The following is a 17,983-nucleotide window of genomic DNA, read 5'->3' as shown; positions in this document are numbered from 1 at the left end:
ACATGGTGGAGCGTCAAGGGGCGTGATCCGGACGACGTCAAGAATAATCCAGCAAAAACAATGGTTTGCTTAAGTGGTATTTTAATACCACAAATTATTGCGGCGGAATCGAATAGGTCGCGGTCGCATGCGCCAGCAGATCTGTCTCGTCTGCACCGAAAATGGAGGCTTCCACGACGGCCAGCCGCTTGCCGAGCTTGAGGATGCGGCAGGTGCAGGAGAGCGGGCCGGGCTCGGGCTTGCGCAGGAAGTTGATGTTGAGATTGGTGGTGACGGCAAGCGCCACCGGGCCGATATGGGCGAGCACCGCGCACCATGCGCCGACATCGGCCAGCGCGAAGAGGGTGGGGCCGGAAATCGTGCCGCCGGGACGCAGGTGCCGCTCGTTGGGCATGAGCCGCATGGTGATTGTGCCGGGACCGACCGTCATCACCTCGAACACCTTGCCATCCGTATGAAGCTGCGGAAAGTCCGCTTCGAGGAAGCGGTTCAGCGCTTCCGGGCTCATGATCGGCGTCAGTTCCATTGCATGTCTCTCCATGAGGCCGTTTACAGACCGATTTCCCCGCTGCCGCAAGCCCTCTGAAAGTCTATGCCGGTGCGTTTGAAGTGCGCTTGAAACGATCCCGCGCGCGGCGTAGGACCGCAGGCGACGCAAAGATGGAGGCGGACATGGCTGATGTGGTGGAATTCCGGAAAGACGGATCGGGCGCTCTGGTGCGGGTGGAAAGAGCCGAACCGATCCTGCGGATCACGCTGAGCAATCCGCCGGCCAACGCGCTTTCCATCGCCACCATGGAGGCTCTCGGCGATGCACTGGATGCCGCCGCAAAGGATGACGCGATCCGAATCGTCGTGCTTTCCTCCACCGGAAAGGTCTTTTCCGCCGGTCATGACCTCAAGGAAATGACCGCGCATCGCGAGGATGCCGATGGCGGCCGCGCCTTCTTCGAAAAGACCATGCGCATGGCCGCGGACATCATGCTGAAGATCGCCGCTTTGCCGCAGCCCGTGGTGGCCGAGATCGACGGCCTCGCCACTGCCGCCGGCTGCCAGCTCGTCGCCAGTTGCGACCTTGCCATCTGCACCGACACCTCGACCTTCTGCACGCCGGGCGTCAATATCGGCCTGTTCTGCTCGACCCCGATGGTCGCCGTCGTCAGGGCAGCGCATCCCAAGCAGGCGATGGAAATGCTGTTGACCGGCGAGACCATCGACGCCTCCACCGCCAAGGATTTTGGCCTTATCAACCGCATCGTGCCGCAGCAATATCTGCGCCAGGTCGTCGACAAATACGCCGCCGTCATCGCCGCCAAATCCCCGCAGGCCCTGCGGATCGGCAAGGCCGCGATCCGTGCCCAGGCGGGCCTGCCGGTGGCGGAGGCCTATGACGTGGCGGTCGCGACGATGGTGGAGAACATGATAGCGGATGACGCGAAGGAAGGCATCGGCGCGTTTTTGAACAAGCGCATGCCGGAGTGGAAATAATGGCCAGAATTGAACGGTTTCAGAGGGATCATATGGATCGGCTTCAACTCCATGACGAAGTTGAAGCGAAGTTGTTCGTCCAAGACTATGACGGGCGAAAGTTGATGCAGATATCAACCTATGGCCGGCCTGGCCGCCAAGAGGTCGGTAAGCTCAGCCAAACCATCCAGTTGGATGAGGGGGCTGCTCGCCAGCTATTTGATATTATGAAGACAGAGTTCGGGTTCAAGTAACCTACGCTAGCTTCAGCACCAGCACGCCGCAGGCAATCACCGCCCCCGCCACATAGCGCCAGATGCTCGCCGTCTCCTTGAGGATGAATACGGAGATCAGCAGCGCGAAGAGGATGGCGGTTTCGCGCAGTGCGGCGACAGTGGCAACGGGGGCCTTGGTCATGGCCCAGAGCGCGAGGCCGTAGGAGGCGATGGAGCCGGCGCCGCCGAAGAGGCCGCGCGCCCAGTTGCGGCGAACGTGGGTCCAGACGGTGGTGGTGCCGCGGCGGTAGATCGCCCAGGCAAACAGCAGCACGGGCGGCAACAGCGCCATCCAGAGCGTGTAGGAGATCGCGTTGCCGGAAGCGCGGGCACCAGCGCCGTCCACGAAGGTATAGGTGGCGATGACGATGGCATTCGCCAGCGCGAGCAGGATGGCATGGCGACCGCCATGGCGCGATTCGAAGGCGAGCGTCAGCACGCCGGCCGAGATGACGAGCACGCCGATCATCGCCGTCGTGGTCAGGTGCTCGCCGAGCACCACACCGCTCGTCATGGCGACGAGGAGGGGGGCGGTGCCGCGCATCAGCGGATAGACGAGCCCGATATCGCCCGCCCGATACGCGCCGGCCACCAGCTGGAAATAGGCGAATTGCAGGAAGGCCGAGACGAAGATGAACGGCCAGGCCTCCGGTTTCGGCAGAGGCACGAAGGGCAGGAAGAACAGGCCGACGGCGCCGGCGCCGAGTGCCACCATCGCCGCATCCAGCGACTTGTCCGTCCCGGCCTTGACGATGGCATTCCAGGTCGCGTGCAGGGCCGCGCCGAAAAGCACGAGAAAGAGAACGTCTAACGGCAATCTGGGACCTCGGAGGGGCAGGCGGGCGGGACGGGGAGTGATGTCTTCATCTGCCCAAACACGCTGATTTGCAATCGGGATTTTTTGCGAATATTGCCCTGATCAGCCGCGAAAGCGAGGGAAATGATCCGATTTGGCACAATAGGCGGCCGGAAGCGGGCAAAAGCGCGATCGTCTTGTTTAAGGTTCTGCGCTAGACTGTGTCTTGTAAGATGAGTGAGAGACGGTCGCAAACGCCGGAGGAGGCTGCGATGAACCACGATCGCTATCCCGACAGCTACATCCGCAATATCCTGTCATCCGTGCACACGATCGCCGTGCTCGGCGCCTCCCCGAACGATGGCAGGCCGAGCCACGGTGTGATGGGTTTCTTGCTCGGCAAGGGGTTTCGCGTCATCCCGGTCAATCCCGGTCATGCCGGCAAGACCATTCTCGGCCAGACCGTCTATGCGCATCTCGCCGATATCCCAGACGCCATCGACATGGTCGACGTTTTCCGCGCGGCGAGCCAGTTCGGCGCCGTCGTGGACGAGGTTCTGGCGATGAAGCCGATGCCGAGAGTGCTCTGGGGCCAGTTCTCCGTGCGCGACGACGCGGCGGCGGCGCGGGCCGAGGCGGCTGGCATCCAGGTCGTCATGGATCGTTGCCCGGTGACGGAATATCCGGTGCTGATGCTCAAAGCGTCCTGACAACCGTCAAATATTGACTTCACGCAACGTTACCCCAATTCTCCATGGAGAAACGGGACAGCGCCATGAATCACGATTCCTATCCGGACTACTATATCGCCGACATCCTGCGCTCGACGAAGATCATCGCGCTCGTCGGCGCGTCGCCAAACCCGGAGCGCCCGAGCCATCGGGTCATGGCTTTCCTGCTGCGCAAGGGCTACCGGGTCATCCCGGTCAATCCCGGCCAGGCCGGCAAGGAAATCCTCGGTCAGCCGGTCGTCGCGCGCCTTGCCGATATCGTCGAGCCGATCGACATGGTCGATGTGTTTCGCGCCGCGGATGCGCTGCCGGATCTCGTCGATGAGGTTCTGGCGCTCTCTCCTCTCCCGAAGGCGATCTGGGGCCAGCTTTCCGTGCGCCACGACGCGGCGGCGGCAAAGGCGGAAGCGGCCGGCATCAAAGTCGTGATGGATCGCTGCCCGGCCATCGAATATCCGCGCCTCGTCGCCTGAACGCTCCGGGCGCGAAAAGCGCTTTGTCGCACCGGCGCTTTTCCGGAAAATCTTTCTTTGACGGGCCCTTAGCTCTCTGAAATAGTGCCCCGACTTTAGCCAGGGAGGGCATTTCATGACGAAGAACAAGCCAGGATTTTCCACGCTCGCCATTCACGCCGGCGCCCAGCCGGACCCGACGACCGGTGCGCGCACGACGCCGATCTACCAGACGACCAGCTTCGTCTTCAACGACACCGATCACGCCGCCTCGCTCTTCGGCTTGCAGGCCTTCGGCAATATCTACACCCGCATCATGAACCCGACCCAGGCCGTGCTCGAAGAGCGCGTCGCAGCCCTTGAAGGCGGTACGGCCGCACTCGCCGTCGCCTCGGGCCACGCCGCACAGCTCCTGGTTTTCCACACGATCATGCGTCCGGGCGATAATTTCATTGCGGCGCGGCAGCTTTACGGCGGTTCGGTCAACCAGTTCGGCAATGCCTTCAAGAGCTTCGACTGGCACGTGCGCTGGGCCGATACCGCCGATCTCGCAAGCTTCGAAAGCCAGATCGACGACAAGACCAAGGCGATCTTCATCGAGAGCCTGGCCAATCCCGGCGGCACTTTCGTCGATATCGCCGCCATTGCCGACGTGGCACACCGCCACGGCCTGCCGCTGATCGTCGATAACACGATGGCCACGCCCTACCTCGTGCGTCCGCTGGAGCATGGCGCCGACATCGTCGTGCATTCGCTGACCAAGTTCATGGGCGGCCACGGCAATTCCATGGGCGGCGTCATCGTCGACGGCGGCACCTTCGACTGGACGGCGTCGGGCAAGTACCCGATGCTTTCCGAGCCGCGGCCGGAATATGCCGGCATGGTATTGCACGCGACCTTCGGCAATTTCGCCTTCGCGATCGCCTGCCGCGTGCTCGGCCTGCGCGACTTCGGCCCGGCCATCTCGCCGTTCAACGCCTTCCAAATCCTTACCGGCATCGAGACGCTGCCGCTCAGGATGCAGCGCCATTCCGACAACGCACTCGCCGTCGCCAAGTGGCTGAAGTCCCACGACAAGATCGCCTGGGTCAACTATTCCGGCCTTGACGACCATGCCAACCACGCCTTGCAGCAGCGTTATTCGCCGAAGGGCGCCGGCGCCGTCTTCACCTTCGGTCTGAAGGGCGGCTACGAGTCGGGCAAGCGCTTCGTCGAAGGGCTGGAAATGCTCTCGCACCTCGCCAATATCGGCGACACGCGCTCGCTGGTCATCCACCCGGCCTCCACCACGCACCGCCAGCTCTCCGAAGAGCAGCAGGTCGCCGCCGGCGCCGGCCCCGACGTCGTGCGCCTGTCGATCGGCATCGAGGATGCCGCCGATATCATCGCGGATATCGAGCAGGCGCTGGCCAAGGCCTGATCCCCAGAATCCCATACGGGCGGCCCTCGGGCCGCCCGTTTCATGTCAGCAAGTGGATAGACACATGAGCAAGGTCCAACCCTTCGACATTTCCGCCGTCACGCCGGAAGAGGGCCGCCCGGCCGAAGACCGGCTGATCGCGGGCGATCCGGTCTTCACCACCTGGAACATCGAGGAAGCCGATGGCGGCATTTATGCCGGCATCTGGCAGTCGACGCCGGGTAAGTGGCGCATCCAGTACGACGAGTGGGAATATTTCCACATCCTCGAGGGGCACTCGATCGTCGTCTCGGAAAACGGCGAGACCACCCATCTGAAAGCCGGCGACCGCCTGATCCTCAGACCCGGCTTCAAGGGAACCTGGGAAGTCGTTGAAACGACTCGCAAGGACTACGTCATCCGCGTCTAGGGTTTCGCCAACAAGGCTTTTGCCAGATCGAGCAGCGTGTATGGCTCCGGTTCTGCTCAGGGGCTAGGATGCTGCCTGTAGCGGGAAAAAATTGGCCAAGAACGTTGCGATGCCCAGCGTCCCGGCGAGCGAGAAGCATATGAAGCCGTAGGTGTCGCAAGGCCGCTTCATCCGCAATTTGCTGCGGCCTGAACTGGCCTGATGGAGCAGGAAACCGGTTATAAAGACGAGGGCGACAGTCACGCCGATATGTGGCTGATGGTCGAAGAGACCCACGAGACCGAGCAGGGTGAGGGGCACCGGAACGCCGATGGCAAAGCCCAGAAGCAAGCTGCCGATTCCTGATGTCTCCGTACAGGACGAAGAGCGAAAGAAGCGTGCCACGCCCCCGATGGCCGACGTCAGGACAACGAGGCAGAGGTGTGGAAAAGAAAGACCCCAAGCCAAACTGCCTTCACTTGTGGACGTCGTGAATAGGACCCACAGCGCGACATTGGCGGCTACGAGTGCCGGGAACGTCCATTCATCACCGTGCGCCCGCAGAAAGCCGGAGGCGAGCATGGCGATGGGAACGAACAGATAGACCGCGCCGAAGACCGCACCGATGATAACAATGTTGTCGCCGTGTGCCACTCAGCGTCTCACCATTCCAGCTCCAGCGCCTCCAGCCCGTGGAAGTGATAGACATCCTTCACCACGGGCTGTTTCGCGATCTTCAGGCCCGGCAGGCGCTGGAAGAGGATCGGCAGCGCGATATTGAGCTCCAGCCTTGCGAGCGGCGCACCGATGCAGAAATGGATGCCGGCGCCGAAGGAGAGGTTGGCGCCTTCGTTGCGGTCGGGCTTGAAGATCAGCGGATCGGAGAATTTCTTCGGGTCGAGATTGGCGGCGGCCAGAATCATCGCGACCTTGTCGCCGCGGCGGAACTGGATGCCGTCGAGTTCGACATCTTCAAGCGCGAAGCGGTCGAAGATGTGGACGGGGGCGGAGATGCGCAGGCATTCCTCCACCGTGCGCTCCGTCGCCTTGTCGTCGGCGAAGAGCACGGCCGGGTCGGCGTCGTTTTCCAGGATGGTGCGCACGGCATTGCCGATCTGGTGCACCGTCGCCTCGTGACCGGCATTGAGCAGTACGATGGTCGTGGAGATCAGCTCGTCCTCGGTCAGGAGCTGGCCGCGATGTTCCGTGTGCACCATGTGCGAGAGCAGGTCGTCACGCGGCTCAGCACGGCGCTCGGCAATCACGCTGCGCACGTAATCGGAAAATTCCTGTGCTGCCTTGTCGGCGTTCAGTTCGTCCTGCTCGGTGCGACCGAACATGTACATGCGCACATAGGAGTGCGACCATTTCAGCAGCTGCGGCCCCATCTCGTCGGGAATGCCGATCATGCGGGCGATCATCGTCACCGGCAGGATGTCGGCAAAGGCGGCGAGAAGTTCGACCTTACCGTCCTTCTCGAAACGATCGATCGCCTCATGGCAGAGGGCAGCGATCTCAGGCGTCAGCTTCTCGATCATGCGCGAGACGAAGGCGCGGTTGACGAGGGTGCGCAGGCGCGTGTGCTCCGGCGGCTCCAGCTCGAGCAGAGACCAAGCCTCGGCGGCGTCGAAATGCTTGAGATGCGCCTGCGGCTCGGGCATGCCGAGCTCCTCGCGCGTCGCCACATGCAGGATCTGCCGGCCGAAGCGACGGTCACGCAGGAGGCCGTTCACATGGTCGTAACCGGTGAAATACCACATCTTCTGCTCTTCCCACCAGAAGGTGGGACAGTGCGCATGCAGCGCCGCGTAAACCGGGTTCGGATCGCGGTAGAAATCGGGGTTGCGGCCGTCGAGCGAGACGCGGCGGCTGGCGGGATCGATGGAGAGGAAGGGGAGATGTGTCGTCGTCATGATATCCAAGACCTAGCGGATTTCGCCGCGCCGTGAAAGCGCGACGATCCCGTGGTCAACAGCCGTGTCATTGCCCGAGCGCAACACCCTCCCGTCGCGGATCGGCCGCGCCCTTGAGGCCATCGGCGATGAGTTCGATGGCGTGCAGGCCGGAGTTCATGTCGCTTGCCTTGACCTCATAGCCGAGCGCCTTCAGCGGTTCTGAAAACTTTTCCGCATCGGTGCCGGCTTCGAGATCGTAGGGGCCGAAGCGGTTGATGAGGTGCGGCATGGCAACGATGCCGCCGACATCCATGCCCCAGTCGATATAGGCGATGAGGGCCTGCGCGACATAGCCGATGATCTGGCTGCCACCGGGCGAGCCGATGGCGAGAAGCGGCTTGCCGTCCTTCATCACGATGGTCGGCGACATGGAGGAGCGGGGGCGTTTGCCGGGCTCGACGCGATTGGCGACGGGCATGCCCTCGTCGTGCGTCTTGAAGGAGAAGTCGGTCAGCTCGTTGTTGAGCAGGAAGCCGTTGGTCATCAGCCGCGAGCCGAAGCCGTTCTCGATGGTCGTCGTCATCGAGACGACGTTGCCGTCCTTGTCGACGATGACGAAATGGCTGGTCGAGGGAAGTTCGATGGCCGCGTCGCGGCCGAAGTTGAAGGCGTGGTCCCATTCCGGCTTGCCCGCGCCGACGGCGTCTTTGCCCAGCGCCTTGTCGCCGTCGAGCAGTTTTGCGCGTTCGCCGAGATAGGCCTTGTCGATGAGGCCCTTGATCGGGGAGGGCACGAAGTCCGTGTCGGCGAGGTAGCGTTCGCGGTCGGCGAAGGCGAGACGCTGGGCGTCGCCGATCAGTCGCCAGCTTTCGGGGTTGTTCTTGCCGAGGGCTTTCAGGTCGAAGTTTTCCAAGAGGCCGAGCATCTGGCCGATAGCGACGGCACCGGAGGAGGGCGGTCCCATGCCGCAGATATCGAGCGCGCGGTAGCTGACGCAGACCGGCCGCCGCTCCTTCACGTGGTAGTTCGCAAGGTCGGCAAGGGACAGGACGCCGGAATTTTTCCCGGACATGCGCACGGTATCGACAATCGCTTCGGCGATGGGGCCGCTATAGAAGGCGGAGGCACCGTCCCTGGCTATGGCGGAGAGCGTTTCAGCATAGGCTGGGTTCTTCAGGATCGTGCCGACGGTTAGCGGTGCGCCGTCGGCGCCGAAGAAATAGGATGCCGTCGCCTCGAAGGTCTTGAGCTTGTCGCCCTCCGTCGCAATCAGCTTGGCAAGCCGCGGGGAAACGGCGAACCCGTCCCGTGCCAGTTTTTCAGCCGGTGAGAAGAGCTCTTTCCAGTCCTTGCGGCCCCAGCGCTTGTGCGCCTCCTGCAGCAGCATGACGGTGCCGGGCGTGCCGACCGAACGGCCCCCGACGACGGCGTCGAAGAACTGCATCGGTTCGCCCTTGTCGTCGAGGAAGAGTTTCGGCGTCGCGTCGGCAGGCGCCGTCTCGCGGCCGTCGAGCGTGAAGAGGCGCTTCGCCTCGGCGTCGTAATAGACGAGGAAGGCGCCGCCGCCGAGGCCGGAGGATTGCGGCTCGACGAGGCCGAGCACGGTCTGCACCGTTATCATCGCATCGATGGCGCTGCCGCCGTCCGCCAGGACCTTTTCGCCGGCCTCGGCCGCCAGCGGGTGAGCGGCGGCGACCATATGCGCCTTGGCGGTCGTGATCTTCGCCGCCGCAAGGCCGGTCGCGCGTTCCGGTGACACGGTGTCGGAGGCCTGCTGGGCCGGCGCCGCCGTCGATGTCAGAAAGAGAAGCCCGAGGGCGACGAGGGATCGTTTCATGGTGATTGCCTCCGCTGGGAGGGATATAGTGCGGGCAATCGCAAAGGGGAGGCAAGATGGCGTACGGAATTCACGCTTTCTTCACGCTGACAGCGCTTGCCTTGTGGAAATCATCGCCCGACGTTGCGTGAGTTAACCGCATTCTCGCATTGAGCGCCGCAAAACATGGCGCCGTCTTGAAGTCCGATACCCTGACACTCTATGTAGGGGAGACGAAACTTGCTGATTCCCAACGCTTGGCGAGGGTTTCAGGGCACTTGAGATGAAGGATCGATATGAGAAATCCCGTAGATACCGCCATGGCTCTGGTGCCGATGGTCGTCGAGCAGACCAACCGCGGCGAGCGTTCCTACGACATCTATTCGCGTCTCCTCAAGGAGCGCATCATCTTCCTCACCGGTCCGGTGGAAGATCACATCGCAACGCTCGTCTGCGCGCAGCTTCTCTTCCTCGAGGCCGAAAACCCGAAGAAGGAAATCGCGCTCTACATCAATTCGCCAGGTGGCGTCGTCACCTCCGGCATGGCGATCTATGACACGATGCAGTTCATCAAGCCTGCCGTATCGACGCTCTGCATCGGTCAGGCCGCTTCGATGGGTTCGCTGCTGCTGGCGGCCGGCCACAAGGACATGCGCTTCGCCACGCCGAACGCTCGCATCATGGTTCATCAGCCCTCGGGCGGTTTCCAGGGCCAGGCGTCTGATATCGAGCGCCATGCCAAGGACATTATCAAGATGAAGCGCAAGCTGAACGAGGTCTATGTCAAGCATTGCGGCCGCACCTATGAGGAAGTCGAACAGACGCTCGACCGCGACCATTTCATGAATGCCGACGAGGCGAAGGACTGGGGTTTGATCGACCGCGTCATCACCAGCCGCGAGGCGCTCGAAGGACCGGACGCGGCGTAATCCGCGTTCGGGGCTGCGAGGCCGGATGACGCTCGACGACTACAACGCCTTCTGCGCTTCGCTCCCCGCCACGACGCATGTCGTGCAATGGGGCGGGGCGCATGTCTGGAAGGTCGGCGACAAGGTTTTCGCCATCGCCGGCTGGAGCGAGGGGGTTGGGCTCGGGGTGACGTTCAAGGTGACGGAGCTCGCCTACGACATTCTGCGTGAGCAGCCCGGATGCCGCCCGGCACCCTATCTCGCCTCGCGCGGAATGAAGTGGATTCAGCGGCAGACGGGCGAATCAGTTGATGATGCGGCCCTGTGTGACTATCTAAGGGAAAGCCACGGTCTGGTGGCGGCGAAGTTGACGCGCAAGGCCCGTGCCGATCTTGGCTTAAGGTGCGAATGAAGGCAATCGCGCGATTTGTAATGATCGCGGGGCTTTATCCTCGCCATAAAGCCGGTAATATTGGCCGTTAATGCTATGTTGATTTGTGACGGCTTAGCATTCGGTGTTTAACGGGGAATGCGTTGCAACCGGTTCAAGGGCGTGGCCCGGGCCGGTCAGTACCCCTGGAAGCCTTTGAAGGATGCTACGCTTCCGAAAGGGCGGTTTGAGTGGTCCGGCCATCTTCTCCGAGAGATGAACGGCGTGCTGGAAGGAAAGTGATATGAGCAAGGTCAGCGGCAGCAACGGCGGCGACTCCAAGAATACCCTTTACTGCTCCTTCTGCGGCAAGAGCCAGCACGAGGTCCGCAAGCTGATTGCCGGACCGACCGTGTTCATCTGCGATGAATGCGTCGAATTGTGCATGGACATCATCCGCGAGGAGAACAAGACCTCCATGGTGAAATCCCGTGACGGCGTTCCGACGCCGCAGGATATCATCAAGGTCCTCGACGAATATGTCATCGGCCAGCAGCAGGCCAAGCGCATCCTGTCGGTCGCGGTGCACAACCACTACAAGCGCCTGGCGCATGCCGCCAAGGGCTCGGACGTGGAACTGGCGAAGTCGAACATCATGCTGGTCGGCCCGACGGGCTGCGGCAAGACCTATCTCGCCCAGACGCTCGCCCGCATCATCGACGTGCCCTTCACCATGGCGGATGCCACGACGCTCACCGAAGCCGGTTATGTCGGCGAGGACGTCGAAAACATCATCCTGAAGCTTCTCCAGGCGGCCGACTACAATGTCGAACGTGCGCAGCGCGGCATCGTCTATATCGACGAAGTCGACAAGATCTCGCGCAAGTCCGACAACCCGTCCATCACCCGTGACGTCTCGGGTGAAGGTGTGCAGCAGGCGCTTCTGAAGATCATGGAAGGCACGGTTGCCTCGGTTCCCCCGCAGGGCGGCCGCAAGCATCCGCAGCAGGAATTCCTGCAGGTCGACACGACGAACATCCTGTTCATCTGCGGCGGCGCCTTTGCCGGTCTCGACAAGATCATTTCGGCGCGCGGCGAAAAGACCTCGATCGGTTTCGGCGCGCAGGTTCGTTCGCCGGAAGATCGCCGCGTCGGCGAAGTCCTGCGCGAACTGGAGCCGGAAGACCTGGTCAAGTTCGGCCTCATCCCGGAATTCATCGGCCGTCTGCCGGTTCTGGCGACGCTGGAAGACCTCGACGAGGACGCGCTGATCCAGATCCTGTCCGAGCCGAAGAACGCGCTGATCAAGCAGTATCAGCGCCTGTTCGAGATGGAAGACGTCGAACTGACCTTCCACGAGGATGCTCTGCGCGAAATCGCCAAGCGTGCGATCATCCGCAAGACCGGCGCCCGCGGCCTGCGCTCGATCATGGAAAAGATCCTGCTCGATACGATGTTCGAACTGCCGACGCTGGAAGGCGTTCGCGAGGTCGTCATCTCCGACGAGGTCGTCCGCGGTTCGGCCCGCCCGCTCTACATCTACTCGGAGCGCTCCGAGGAGAAGGCCAACGTATCGGCCTGATCGATGCCAAACCGTTCAGGAAAGACCCGCCGCCGGCGGGTCTTTTCGTTTCGGGGACGTCTAGCGACATTTCGTGACTGGTCGCCTTGGCCTTAAAAGGTCATGATGATGAACCTTCCGCTGCTTCGACAAGGCGTTGCGAAACGTTATCAGTCGAGCGAAGATGGAAGACTTCGATTCTGTGTCTCGCGTAGGCTCCGGCAGCTTTGCCGGAGGAAGGCCGCAAGTTCCGCGACAGCGCGGAAGACTAGACTTCCTGTCGTTGGTTCGTCTTGTCCGCAGTGGAGTGGGGCACTCCGCAACCGGGCTTGAAAATACGTCAACCGCACGCCACTTGTGGATGGAAAAGATCGCCGGCCCGGTGTCCCCAGAGACCGACAGGACCGGTTCCCGGAAACGGGACGTTTGAAAGGAAATGACATGACGAAGAAGACGTCTGCGCCGCACGATTCCACGGCCTTCCCGGTCCTGCCCCTGCGCGACATCGTGGTGTTCCCGCACATGATCGTGCCGCTGTTCGTCGGTCGCGAAAAGTCGATCCGCGCGCTGGAAGAGGTGATGGGCACCGACAAGCAGATCATGCTTGCCACCCAGATCAACGCTTCCGACGACGATCCGGAGACCGACGCCATCTACCGCATCGGCACCGTCGCCAACGTTCTCCAGCTCCTGAAGCTGCCCGACGGCACCGTCAAGGTTCTGGTCGAAGGCCGCGCCCGCGCCGAAATCGACGGCTATACGGACCGTGAAGAATTCTACGAGGCGATGGCCCATGTCCTGGCCGAGCCGGACGAAGACCCGGTCGAGATCGAAGCGCTGTCGCGCTCGGTCGTCTCCGAGTTCGAAAACTACGTAAAGCTCAACAAGAAGATTTCGCCCGAAGTCGTCGGTGCCGCGAGCCAGATCGAGGATTATTCGAAGCTCGCCGACACGGTCGCCTCGCACCTCTCCATCAAGATCGTCGAGAAGCAGGAAATGCTTGAGACGACGAGCGTCAAGCTGCGCCTGGAGAAGGCGCTCGGCTTCATGGAAGGCGAGATTTCGGTTCTGCAGGTCGAAAAGCGCATCCGCTCGCGTGTCAAACGCCAGATGGAGAAGACCCAGCGCGAATACTATCTCAACGAACAGATGAAGGCGATCCAGAAGGAGCTCGGCGACGGCGAGGACGGCCGCGACGAGATGGCCGAACTGGAAGGCAAGATCTCCAAGGTCAAGCTTTCCAAGGAAGCCCGTGAAAAGGCCGACGCGGAACTGAAGAAGCTGCGCCAGATGAGCCCGATGTCGGCGGAAGCCACCGTCGTGCGCAACTATCTCGACTGGCTGACGGGTATTCCGTGGGGCAAGAAGTCGAAGATCAAGACCGACCTCAACGCTGCGGAAAAGGTCCTCGACGAGGATCACTTCGGCCTCGACAAGGTCAAGGAGCGTATCGTCGAATATCTCGCCGTGCAGGCCCGCTCGACCAAGATCAAGGGCCCGATCCTGTGCCTCGTCGGCCCTCCGGGCGTCGGCAAGACCTCGCTCGCCAAGTCGATCGCCAAGGCGACCGGCCGCGAATATATCCGCATGGCGCTCGGCGGCGTTCGCGACGAAGCCGAAATCCGCGGTCACCGCCGCACCTATATCGGCTCGATGCCCGGCAAGGTCATCCAGTCGATGAAGAAGGCCAAGAAATCCAACCCGCTCTTCCTGCTCGACGAGATCGACAAGATGGGCATGGATTTCCGCGGCGACCCGTCTTCGGCCCTGCTCGAGGTGCTGGATCCGGAACAGAACTCGACCTTCATGGATCACTACCTGGAAGTCGAATACGACCTGTCCAACGTCATGTTCGTGACGACGGCGAATACTCTGAACATTCCGGCTCCGCTTATGGACCGCATGGAAGTCATCCGCATCGCAGGCTACACCGAAGAGGAAAAGCTGGAAATCGCCAAGCGGCACCTGCTGCCCAAGGCGATCCGCGACCACGCGCTGCAGCCGAAGGAGTTTTCGGTCACCGACGGCGCGCTGATGGCGGTCATCCAGCAGTACACCCGCGAAGCGGGCGTGCGTAACTTCGAGCGTGAACTGATGAAGCTCGGCCGCAAGGCTGTCACCGAGATCATCAAGGGCAAGGCGAAGAAGGTCGAGGTCACGGCTGACAACATCCATGACTTCCTCGGCGTCCCGCGCTTCCGCCACGGCGAAGCCGAGCGCGAGGATCAGGTCGGTGTGGTCACGGGACTTGCCTGGACGGAAGTCGGCGGCGAGCTGCTCACCATCGAAGGCGTCAGCCTGCCGGGTGGCAAGGGCCGCATGACGGTCACGGGCAACCTGAAGGACGTGATGAAGGAATCGATTTCGGCAGCAGCGTCCTATGTCCGCTCGCGCGCCGTCGATTTCGGCATCGAGCCGCCGCGCTTCGACAAGACGGATATCCACGTGCACGTGCCGGAAGGTGCGACGCCGAAGGACGGCCCGTCGGCCGGTATCGCCATGGCGACTGCCATCGTTTCCATCATGACCGGTATCCCGGTCTCGAAGGATATCGCGATGACGGGCGAAGTGACGCTGCGCGGCCGGGTCCTGCCGATCGGCGGCCTGAAGGAAAAGCTGCTCGCAGCCCTTCGCGGCGGCATCAAGAAGGTGCTGATCCCGGAAGAGAACGCCAAGGACCTGGCCGACATTCCGGACAACGTGAAGAACAACATGGAGATCGTCCCGGTCTCGCGCATGGGCGAGGTCATCCAGCACGCCCTGCTGCGCAAGCCCGAGCCGATCGAATGGGACAGTGCTGCGGCAGAAGCTGCCCGTGTTCCGGCGGTCGAATCGACCGAAGACGGCACCGGCGCAATCGCGCATTGAGCCTTAATGCCGGGTGAAACGCCCGGCATTTTGGGGCAAAACAGGAAAAGACCGGCCTTGCGGCCGGTCTTTTTCGTTGAAAAACGTGTGTAAACCCCGGATTCTCAGGGGATTGCGACGAAATATTCTTGCGAGGCGAGGGGCGATGCGTATTCTGCCCCCGACTTGTATGAGTCGTTTCAAACCGTATGAAAGGGGTGGAAACATGAACAAGAATGAACTCGTATCCGCGGTCGCCGAGAAGTCTGGCCTCTCCAAGACGGACGCAGCATCTGCTGTCGACGCCGTTTTCGAAACGATCCAGGGCGAACTCAAGAACGGTGGCGACGTTCGTCTCGTCGGTTTCGGCAATTTCTCCGTGTCGCGTCGTGAAGCTTCGAAGGGCCGCAACCTTTCGACCGGTGCCGAGATCGAGATCCCGGCTCGCAACGTGCCGAAGTTCTCGGCCGGCAAGGGCCTCAAGGACGCCGTCAACGGCTGATCCCAAGCCAATGCGTGCACCCCAGGCTTTTAAGCCCGGGGTTTGCATTGTGTCGCAGATCTGAAGTTCCGCAGCGTCCCGGACGCGTTCTCGCGACGCGTGGCGCTGCAGGGCAGAGCGGTCATCCACTCCGCCGCAAATCCTGAATTTCAGGCTCGGGGTCCGGTTCATCCGGGCCCCCTTTTGTTTGGCGGCTGTGCGTGTGGAACCGTCGCCCAAGTGTCATGCGCCTGTAACAAGAAAGCCTCAGAACCGCCCGGTTCCAAGAAACCGGATTCCGGAGGATTTCATGAAAACCCGTTCTCTCACCGCGGCACTGGCCGCGGTTCTCGCCGCATCGGTAGCCTCTGCCGCCAGCGCCGAGCCCGTATTCAATCGCATTGCGTCCTTCGCCGTTGCCGATAACCTGCCCGAGGGCAAGGACAAGGCGACGCCGACGTCGGCGGAAATCATCGCCGCCTCCGAAGACGGCAACACGCTCGTCTATTCCGACAGCCCGAACAAGGCGATCGGCATCATCGACATCACCGACGCCAAGGCCCCGAAGGCCGGCGGTTCCGTCACGTTCGAAGGCGAGCCGACATCCGTTGCCGTTGCCGCTGGCAAGGCGCTGGTTGCCGTCAACACGCGTGAAAGCTTCGTCAAGCCGTCGGGCGTGCTGGCTCAGGTCGATCTCGTCTCGAAAAAGATCGACGCGACCTGCGACCTTGGTGGTCAGCCGGACTCGATTGCGCTGAACAAGGACAAGACGCTCGCCGCCATCGCCATCGAGAACGAGCGCGACGAAGAGGTCAATGACGGCGACATCCCGCAAATGCTGGCCGGCGACCTCGTCCTCCTGTCGCTGAAGGATGGTGTCGTCGATTGCGGCTCGATCAAGCATGTTACGCTGACCGGCCTTGCCGATGTTGCCGGTGAAGACCCGGAGCCTGAATTCGTTTCCTTCAACAGCCTCGATGAAATCGCGCTGACGCTGCAGGAAAACAACCATATCGTCATCATCGACGGCAAGACCGGCACCGTGAAGACCCATTTCTCGGCCGGCGCTGTCAGCTTGGAAGGCGTCGATACCAAGAAGGACGGCGCGCTGAAATTCACCGGTGACGTGAAGGACGTTGCCCGCGAACCCGACGCCGTGAAGTGGCTGGACGATGACCGTCTCGTCGTTGCCAATGAAGGCGACTGGAAGGGCGGCGCGCGCGGCTTCACCATCTTCGGCAAGGACGGCAAGGTCCTCTATGAGAACGGCACTGCCTTCGAGCGCGAGATCGCCAAAATCGGCCACTATCCGGACAAGCGCAACAAGAAGGGCGTCGAGCCGGAAGGCCTTGAGGCCGCCAAGTTCGGCGACGACAATCTATTTTTCGTGCTCGCCGAGCGCGCGTCGATCGTCGGCGTCTACAAGGACACGGGTGCAGAGCCGCAGCTTCTCCAGCTCCTGCCGTCGGGCATCGCGCCGGAAGGCGCCGTCGCCATTCCGGGCCGCAACCTTTTCGTGACCGCCAACGAGGCCGATCTCGTCGAGGACGGCGGTGCGCGTTCGCATGTCATGCTCTACGAGCGTGCCGAAGGCGAGGCGACCTATCCGCAGATCGTCTCCGCCGAGAAGGACGGCGAGCTGATCGGCTTCGGCGCCCTGTCGGGCCTCGCTCCGATCAAGGACAAGCCGGGCATGCTCGTCGCTGTCAACGACAGCTTCTACGCCTCGCAGCCGACGATCTTCACGATCGACGCCACCGCCAAGCCGGCGAAGATCGTCGATGCGCTGCGCATCACCCGCAACGGTGCTGCCGCCCAGAAGCTCGACAGCGAAGGCCTGACGCCGGATGGCGAAGGCGGCTACTGGCTTGCCAATGAAGGCGATGCCGACAAGCTCGTCAGCCATGCCATCATCCACGTGACCGAGAAGGGTGAGATCGACAAGGAAATCGCCATTCCCGCAGAACTGCGTGCCCACGAAAAACGCTTCGGCTTCGAAGGCATCACCAGCGTCGGTGAAGGCGACGACCTGACGCTCTGGATGGCCGTGCAGCGCGAATGGGCTGACGACGAGAAGGGCTTTGTAAAGCTCGTTTCCTACAAGCCGACGTCCAAGGAATGGGGCGCCGTGCGCTACCCGCTCGAAAAGACGGAAAGCGGCTGGGTCGGTCTGTCGGAAATCACCGCGAACGGTGACTACGCCTATATCATCGAGCGTGACAACCTGATTGGCCAGGCGGCCAAGCTGAAGAAGCTTTACCGCGTGGCCCTTGCCGATCTGAAGCCGGCCAAGCTCGGCGGCGCGCTGCCGGTCGTCAAGAAGGAAGAGGTCCGTGATCTCATTCCCGACCTCAAGGCCACCAACGGTTATGTCGTCGACAAGGTCGAGGGTTTTGCCATCGACGCCGCCGGCAACGGGTTCGTTATCACCGACAATGACGGCGTGGACGATTCCTCCGGCGAAACGCTGTTCTTCGGCATCGGTCCGATCAACGCGATGTAAGGATCCGCGATCCGGTGCCTTTCCTTGAGGGGAGGCGCCGGGCGGCGTATTGAAAGACGCGCAAATGAAAAGG

General features: G+C 62.0%; 17 protein-coding genes. 12 read left to right on the top strand and 5 right to left on the bottom strand.

The window, feature by feature from the left end; all coding sequences use genetic code 11:
* Positions 1-94 precede the first annotated feature (94 nt).
* Complete coding sequence (locus AC27VQ_RS10865; RefSeq protein ID WP_488716263.1) at positions 95-526, bottom strand: PaaI family thioesterase; 432 nt, start codon at positions 524-526, stop codon at positions 95-97.
* Positions 527-672: 146 nt separating this feature from the next.
* Here AC27VQ_RS10865 and AC27VQ_RS10860 point away from each other — a divergent pair, with 146 nt between their 5' ends.
* Positions 673-1,488 (top strand): enoyl-CoA hydratase, encoded by an 816-nt coding sequence (locus AC27VQ_RS10860; protein WP_488716262.1) that lies wholly within the window; start codon positions 673-675, stop codon positions 1,486-1,488.
* The gene (locus AC27VQ_RS10855) at positions 1,488-1,721 is read left to right on the top strand and encodes a methionyl-tRNA formyltransferase (RefSeq protein ID WP_488716261.1); all 234 of its coding nucleotides are present in this window, start codon (positions 1,488-1,490) and stop codon (positions 1,719-1,721) included. Before AC27VQ_RS10860 ends, AC27VQ_RS10855 begins: the two co-directional genes overlap by 1 nt.
* 1 nt (position 1,722) lies before the next feature.
* Here the strand turns inward: AC27VQ_RS10855 and AC27VQ_RS10850 are convergent, their stop codons facing one another.
* Positions 1,723-2,559, bottom strand: coding sequence for an EamA family transporter (locus AC27VQ_RS10850; protein ID WP_488716260.1), 837 nt, complete (start codon positions 2,557-2,559; stop codon positions 1,723-1,725).
* A 251-nt stretch (positions 2,560-2,810) separates the two neighbouring features.
* Here AC27VQ_RS10850 and AC27VQ_RS10845 point away from each other — a divergent pair, with 251 nt between their 5' ends.
* From AC27VQ_RS10845 to AC27VQ_RS10830, 4 genes are all read left to right on the top strand, one after another.
* Positions 2,811-3,248, top strand: coding sequence for a CoA-binding protein (locus AC27VQ_RS10845; protein ID WP_313522462.1), 438 nt, complete (start codon positions 2,811-2,813; stop codon positions 3,246-3,248).
* Between the two features lie 65 nt (positions 3,249-3,313).
* Entirely contained in the window at positions 3,314-3,742 is a 429-nt protein-coding gene (locus tag AC27VQ_RS10840) for a CoA-binding protein (RefSeq protein WP_488716259.1), read from the top strand.
* Between the two features lie 115 nt (positions 3,743-3,857).
* On the top strand, positions 3,858-5,141 hold the full coding sequence (locus AC27VQ_RS10835; RefSeq protein ID WP_313522460.1) for an O-acetylhomoserine aminocarboxypropyltransferase: 1,284 nt from the start codon (positions 3,858-3,860) through the stop codon (positions 5,139-5,141).
* A 64-nt stretch (positions 5,142-5,205) separates the two neighbouring features.
* On the top strand, positions 5,206-5,550 hold the full coding sequence (locus AC27VQ_RS10830; protein WP_488716258.1) for a cupin domain-containing protein: 345 nt from the start codon (positions 5,206-5,208) through the stop codon (positions 5,548-5,550).
* Positions 5,551-5,613: 63 nt separating this feature from the next.
* On the opposite strand, the gene AC27VQ_RS10825 is transcribed toward AC27VQ_RS10830, so the two are convergent.
* From AC27VQ_RS10825 to ggt, 3 genes are all read right to left on the bottom strand, one after another.
* Positions 5,614-6,183, bottom strand: coding sequence for a hypothetical protein (locus AC27VQ_RS10825; protein WP_488716257.1), 570 nt, complete (start codon positions 6,181-6,183; stop codon positions 5,614-5,616).
* A gap of 8 nt (positions 6,184-6,191) precedes the next feature.
* A complete protein-coding gene (locus AC27VQ_RS10820; protein WP_488716256.1) occupies positions 6,192-7,442 on the bottom strand; it encodes a cytochrome P450 in 1,251 nt (416 codons plus the stop codon).
* Positions 7,443-7,509: 67 nt separating this feature from the next.
* Entirely contained in the window at positions 7,510-9,261 is a 1,752-nt protein-coding gene (gene ggt / locus AC27VQ_RS10815; protein ID WP_488716255.1) for a gamma-glutamyltransferase, read from the bottom strand.
* Between the two features lie 275 nt (positions 9,262-9,536).
* Between ggt and AC27VQ_RS10810 the strand changes: the two genes are divergently transcribed.
* The 6 genes from AC27VQ_RS10810 (at position 9,537) to AC27VQ_RS10785 (ending at position 17,910) form a co-directional block, all read left to right on the top strand.
* On the top strand, positions 9,537-10,169 hold the full coding sequence (locus AC27VQ_RS10810; RefSeq protein ID WP_313522456.1) for an ATP-dependent Clp protease proteolytic subunit: 633 nt from the start codon (positions 9,537-9,539) through the stop codon (positions 10,167-10,169).
* Positions 10,170-10,194: 25 nt separating this feature from the next.
* A complete protein-coding gene (locus tag AC27VQ_RS10805; protein WP_488716254.1) occupies positions 10,195-10,560 on the top strand; it encodes an MmcQ/YjbR family DNA-binding protein in 366 nt (121 codons plus the stop codon).
* A 262-nt stretch (positions 10,561-10,822) separates the two neighbouring features.
* Positions 10,823-12,100: an ATP-dependent Clp protease ATP-binding subunit ClpX gene (gene clpX / locus AC27VQ_RS10800; RefSeq protein WP_257947384.1), complete on the top strand. Its 1,278-nt coding sequence runs from the start codon at positions 10,823-10,825 to the stop codon at positions 12,098-12,100.
* Between the two features lie 420 nt (positions 12,101-12,520).
* Positions 12,521-14,947 (top strand): endopeptidase La, encoded by a 2,427-nt coding sequence (gene lon / locus AC27VQ_RS10795; RefSeq protein WP_488716253.1) that lies wholly within the window; start codon positions 12,521-12,523, stop codon positions 14,945-14,947.
* 205 nt (positions 14,948-15,152) lie between these two features.
* The gene (gene hupB, locus AC27VQ_RS10790) at positions 15,153-15,428 is read left to right on the top strand and encodes a DNA-binding protein HupB (protein WP_023516583.1); all 276 of its coding nucleotides are present in this window, start codon (positions 15,153-15,155) and stop codon (positions 15,426-15,428) included.
* Positions 15,429-15,717: 289 nt separating this feature from the next.
* A complete protein-coding gene (locus AC27VQ_RS10785; RefSeq protein WP_488716252.1) occupies positions 15,718-17,910 on the top strand; it encodes an esterase-like activity of phytase family protein in 2,193 nt (730 codons plus the stop codon).
* Positions 17,911-17,983 lie beyond the last annotated feature (73 nt).

The organism is Shinella sp. 20P9.1.1, from assembly GCF_057798995.1.
This window is presented reverse-complemented; position numbering and strand designations above follow the sequence as displayed.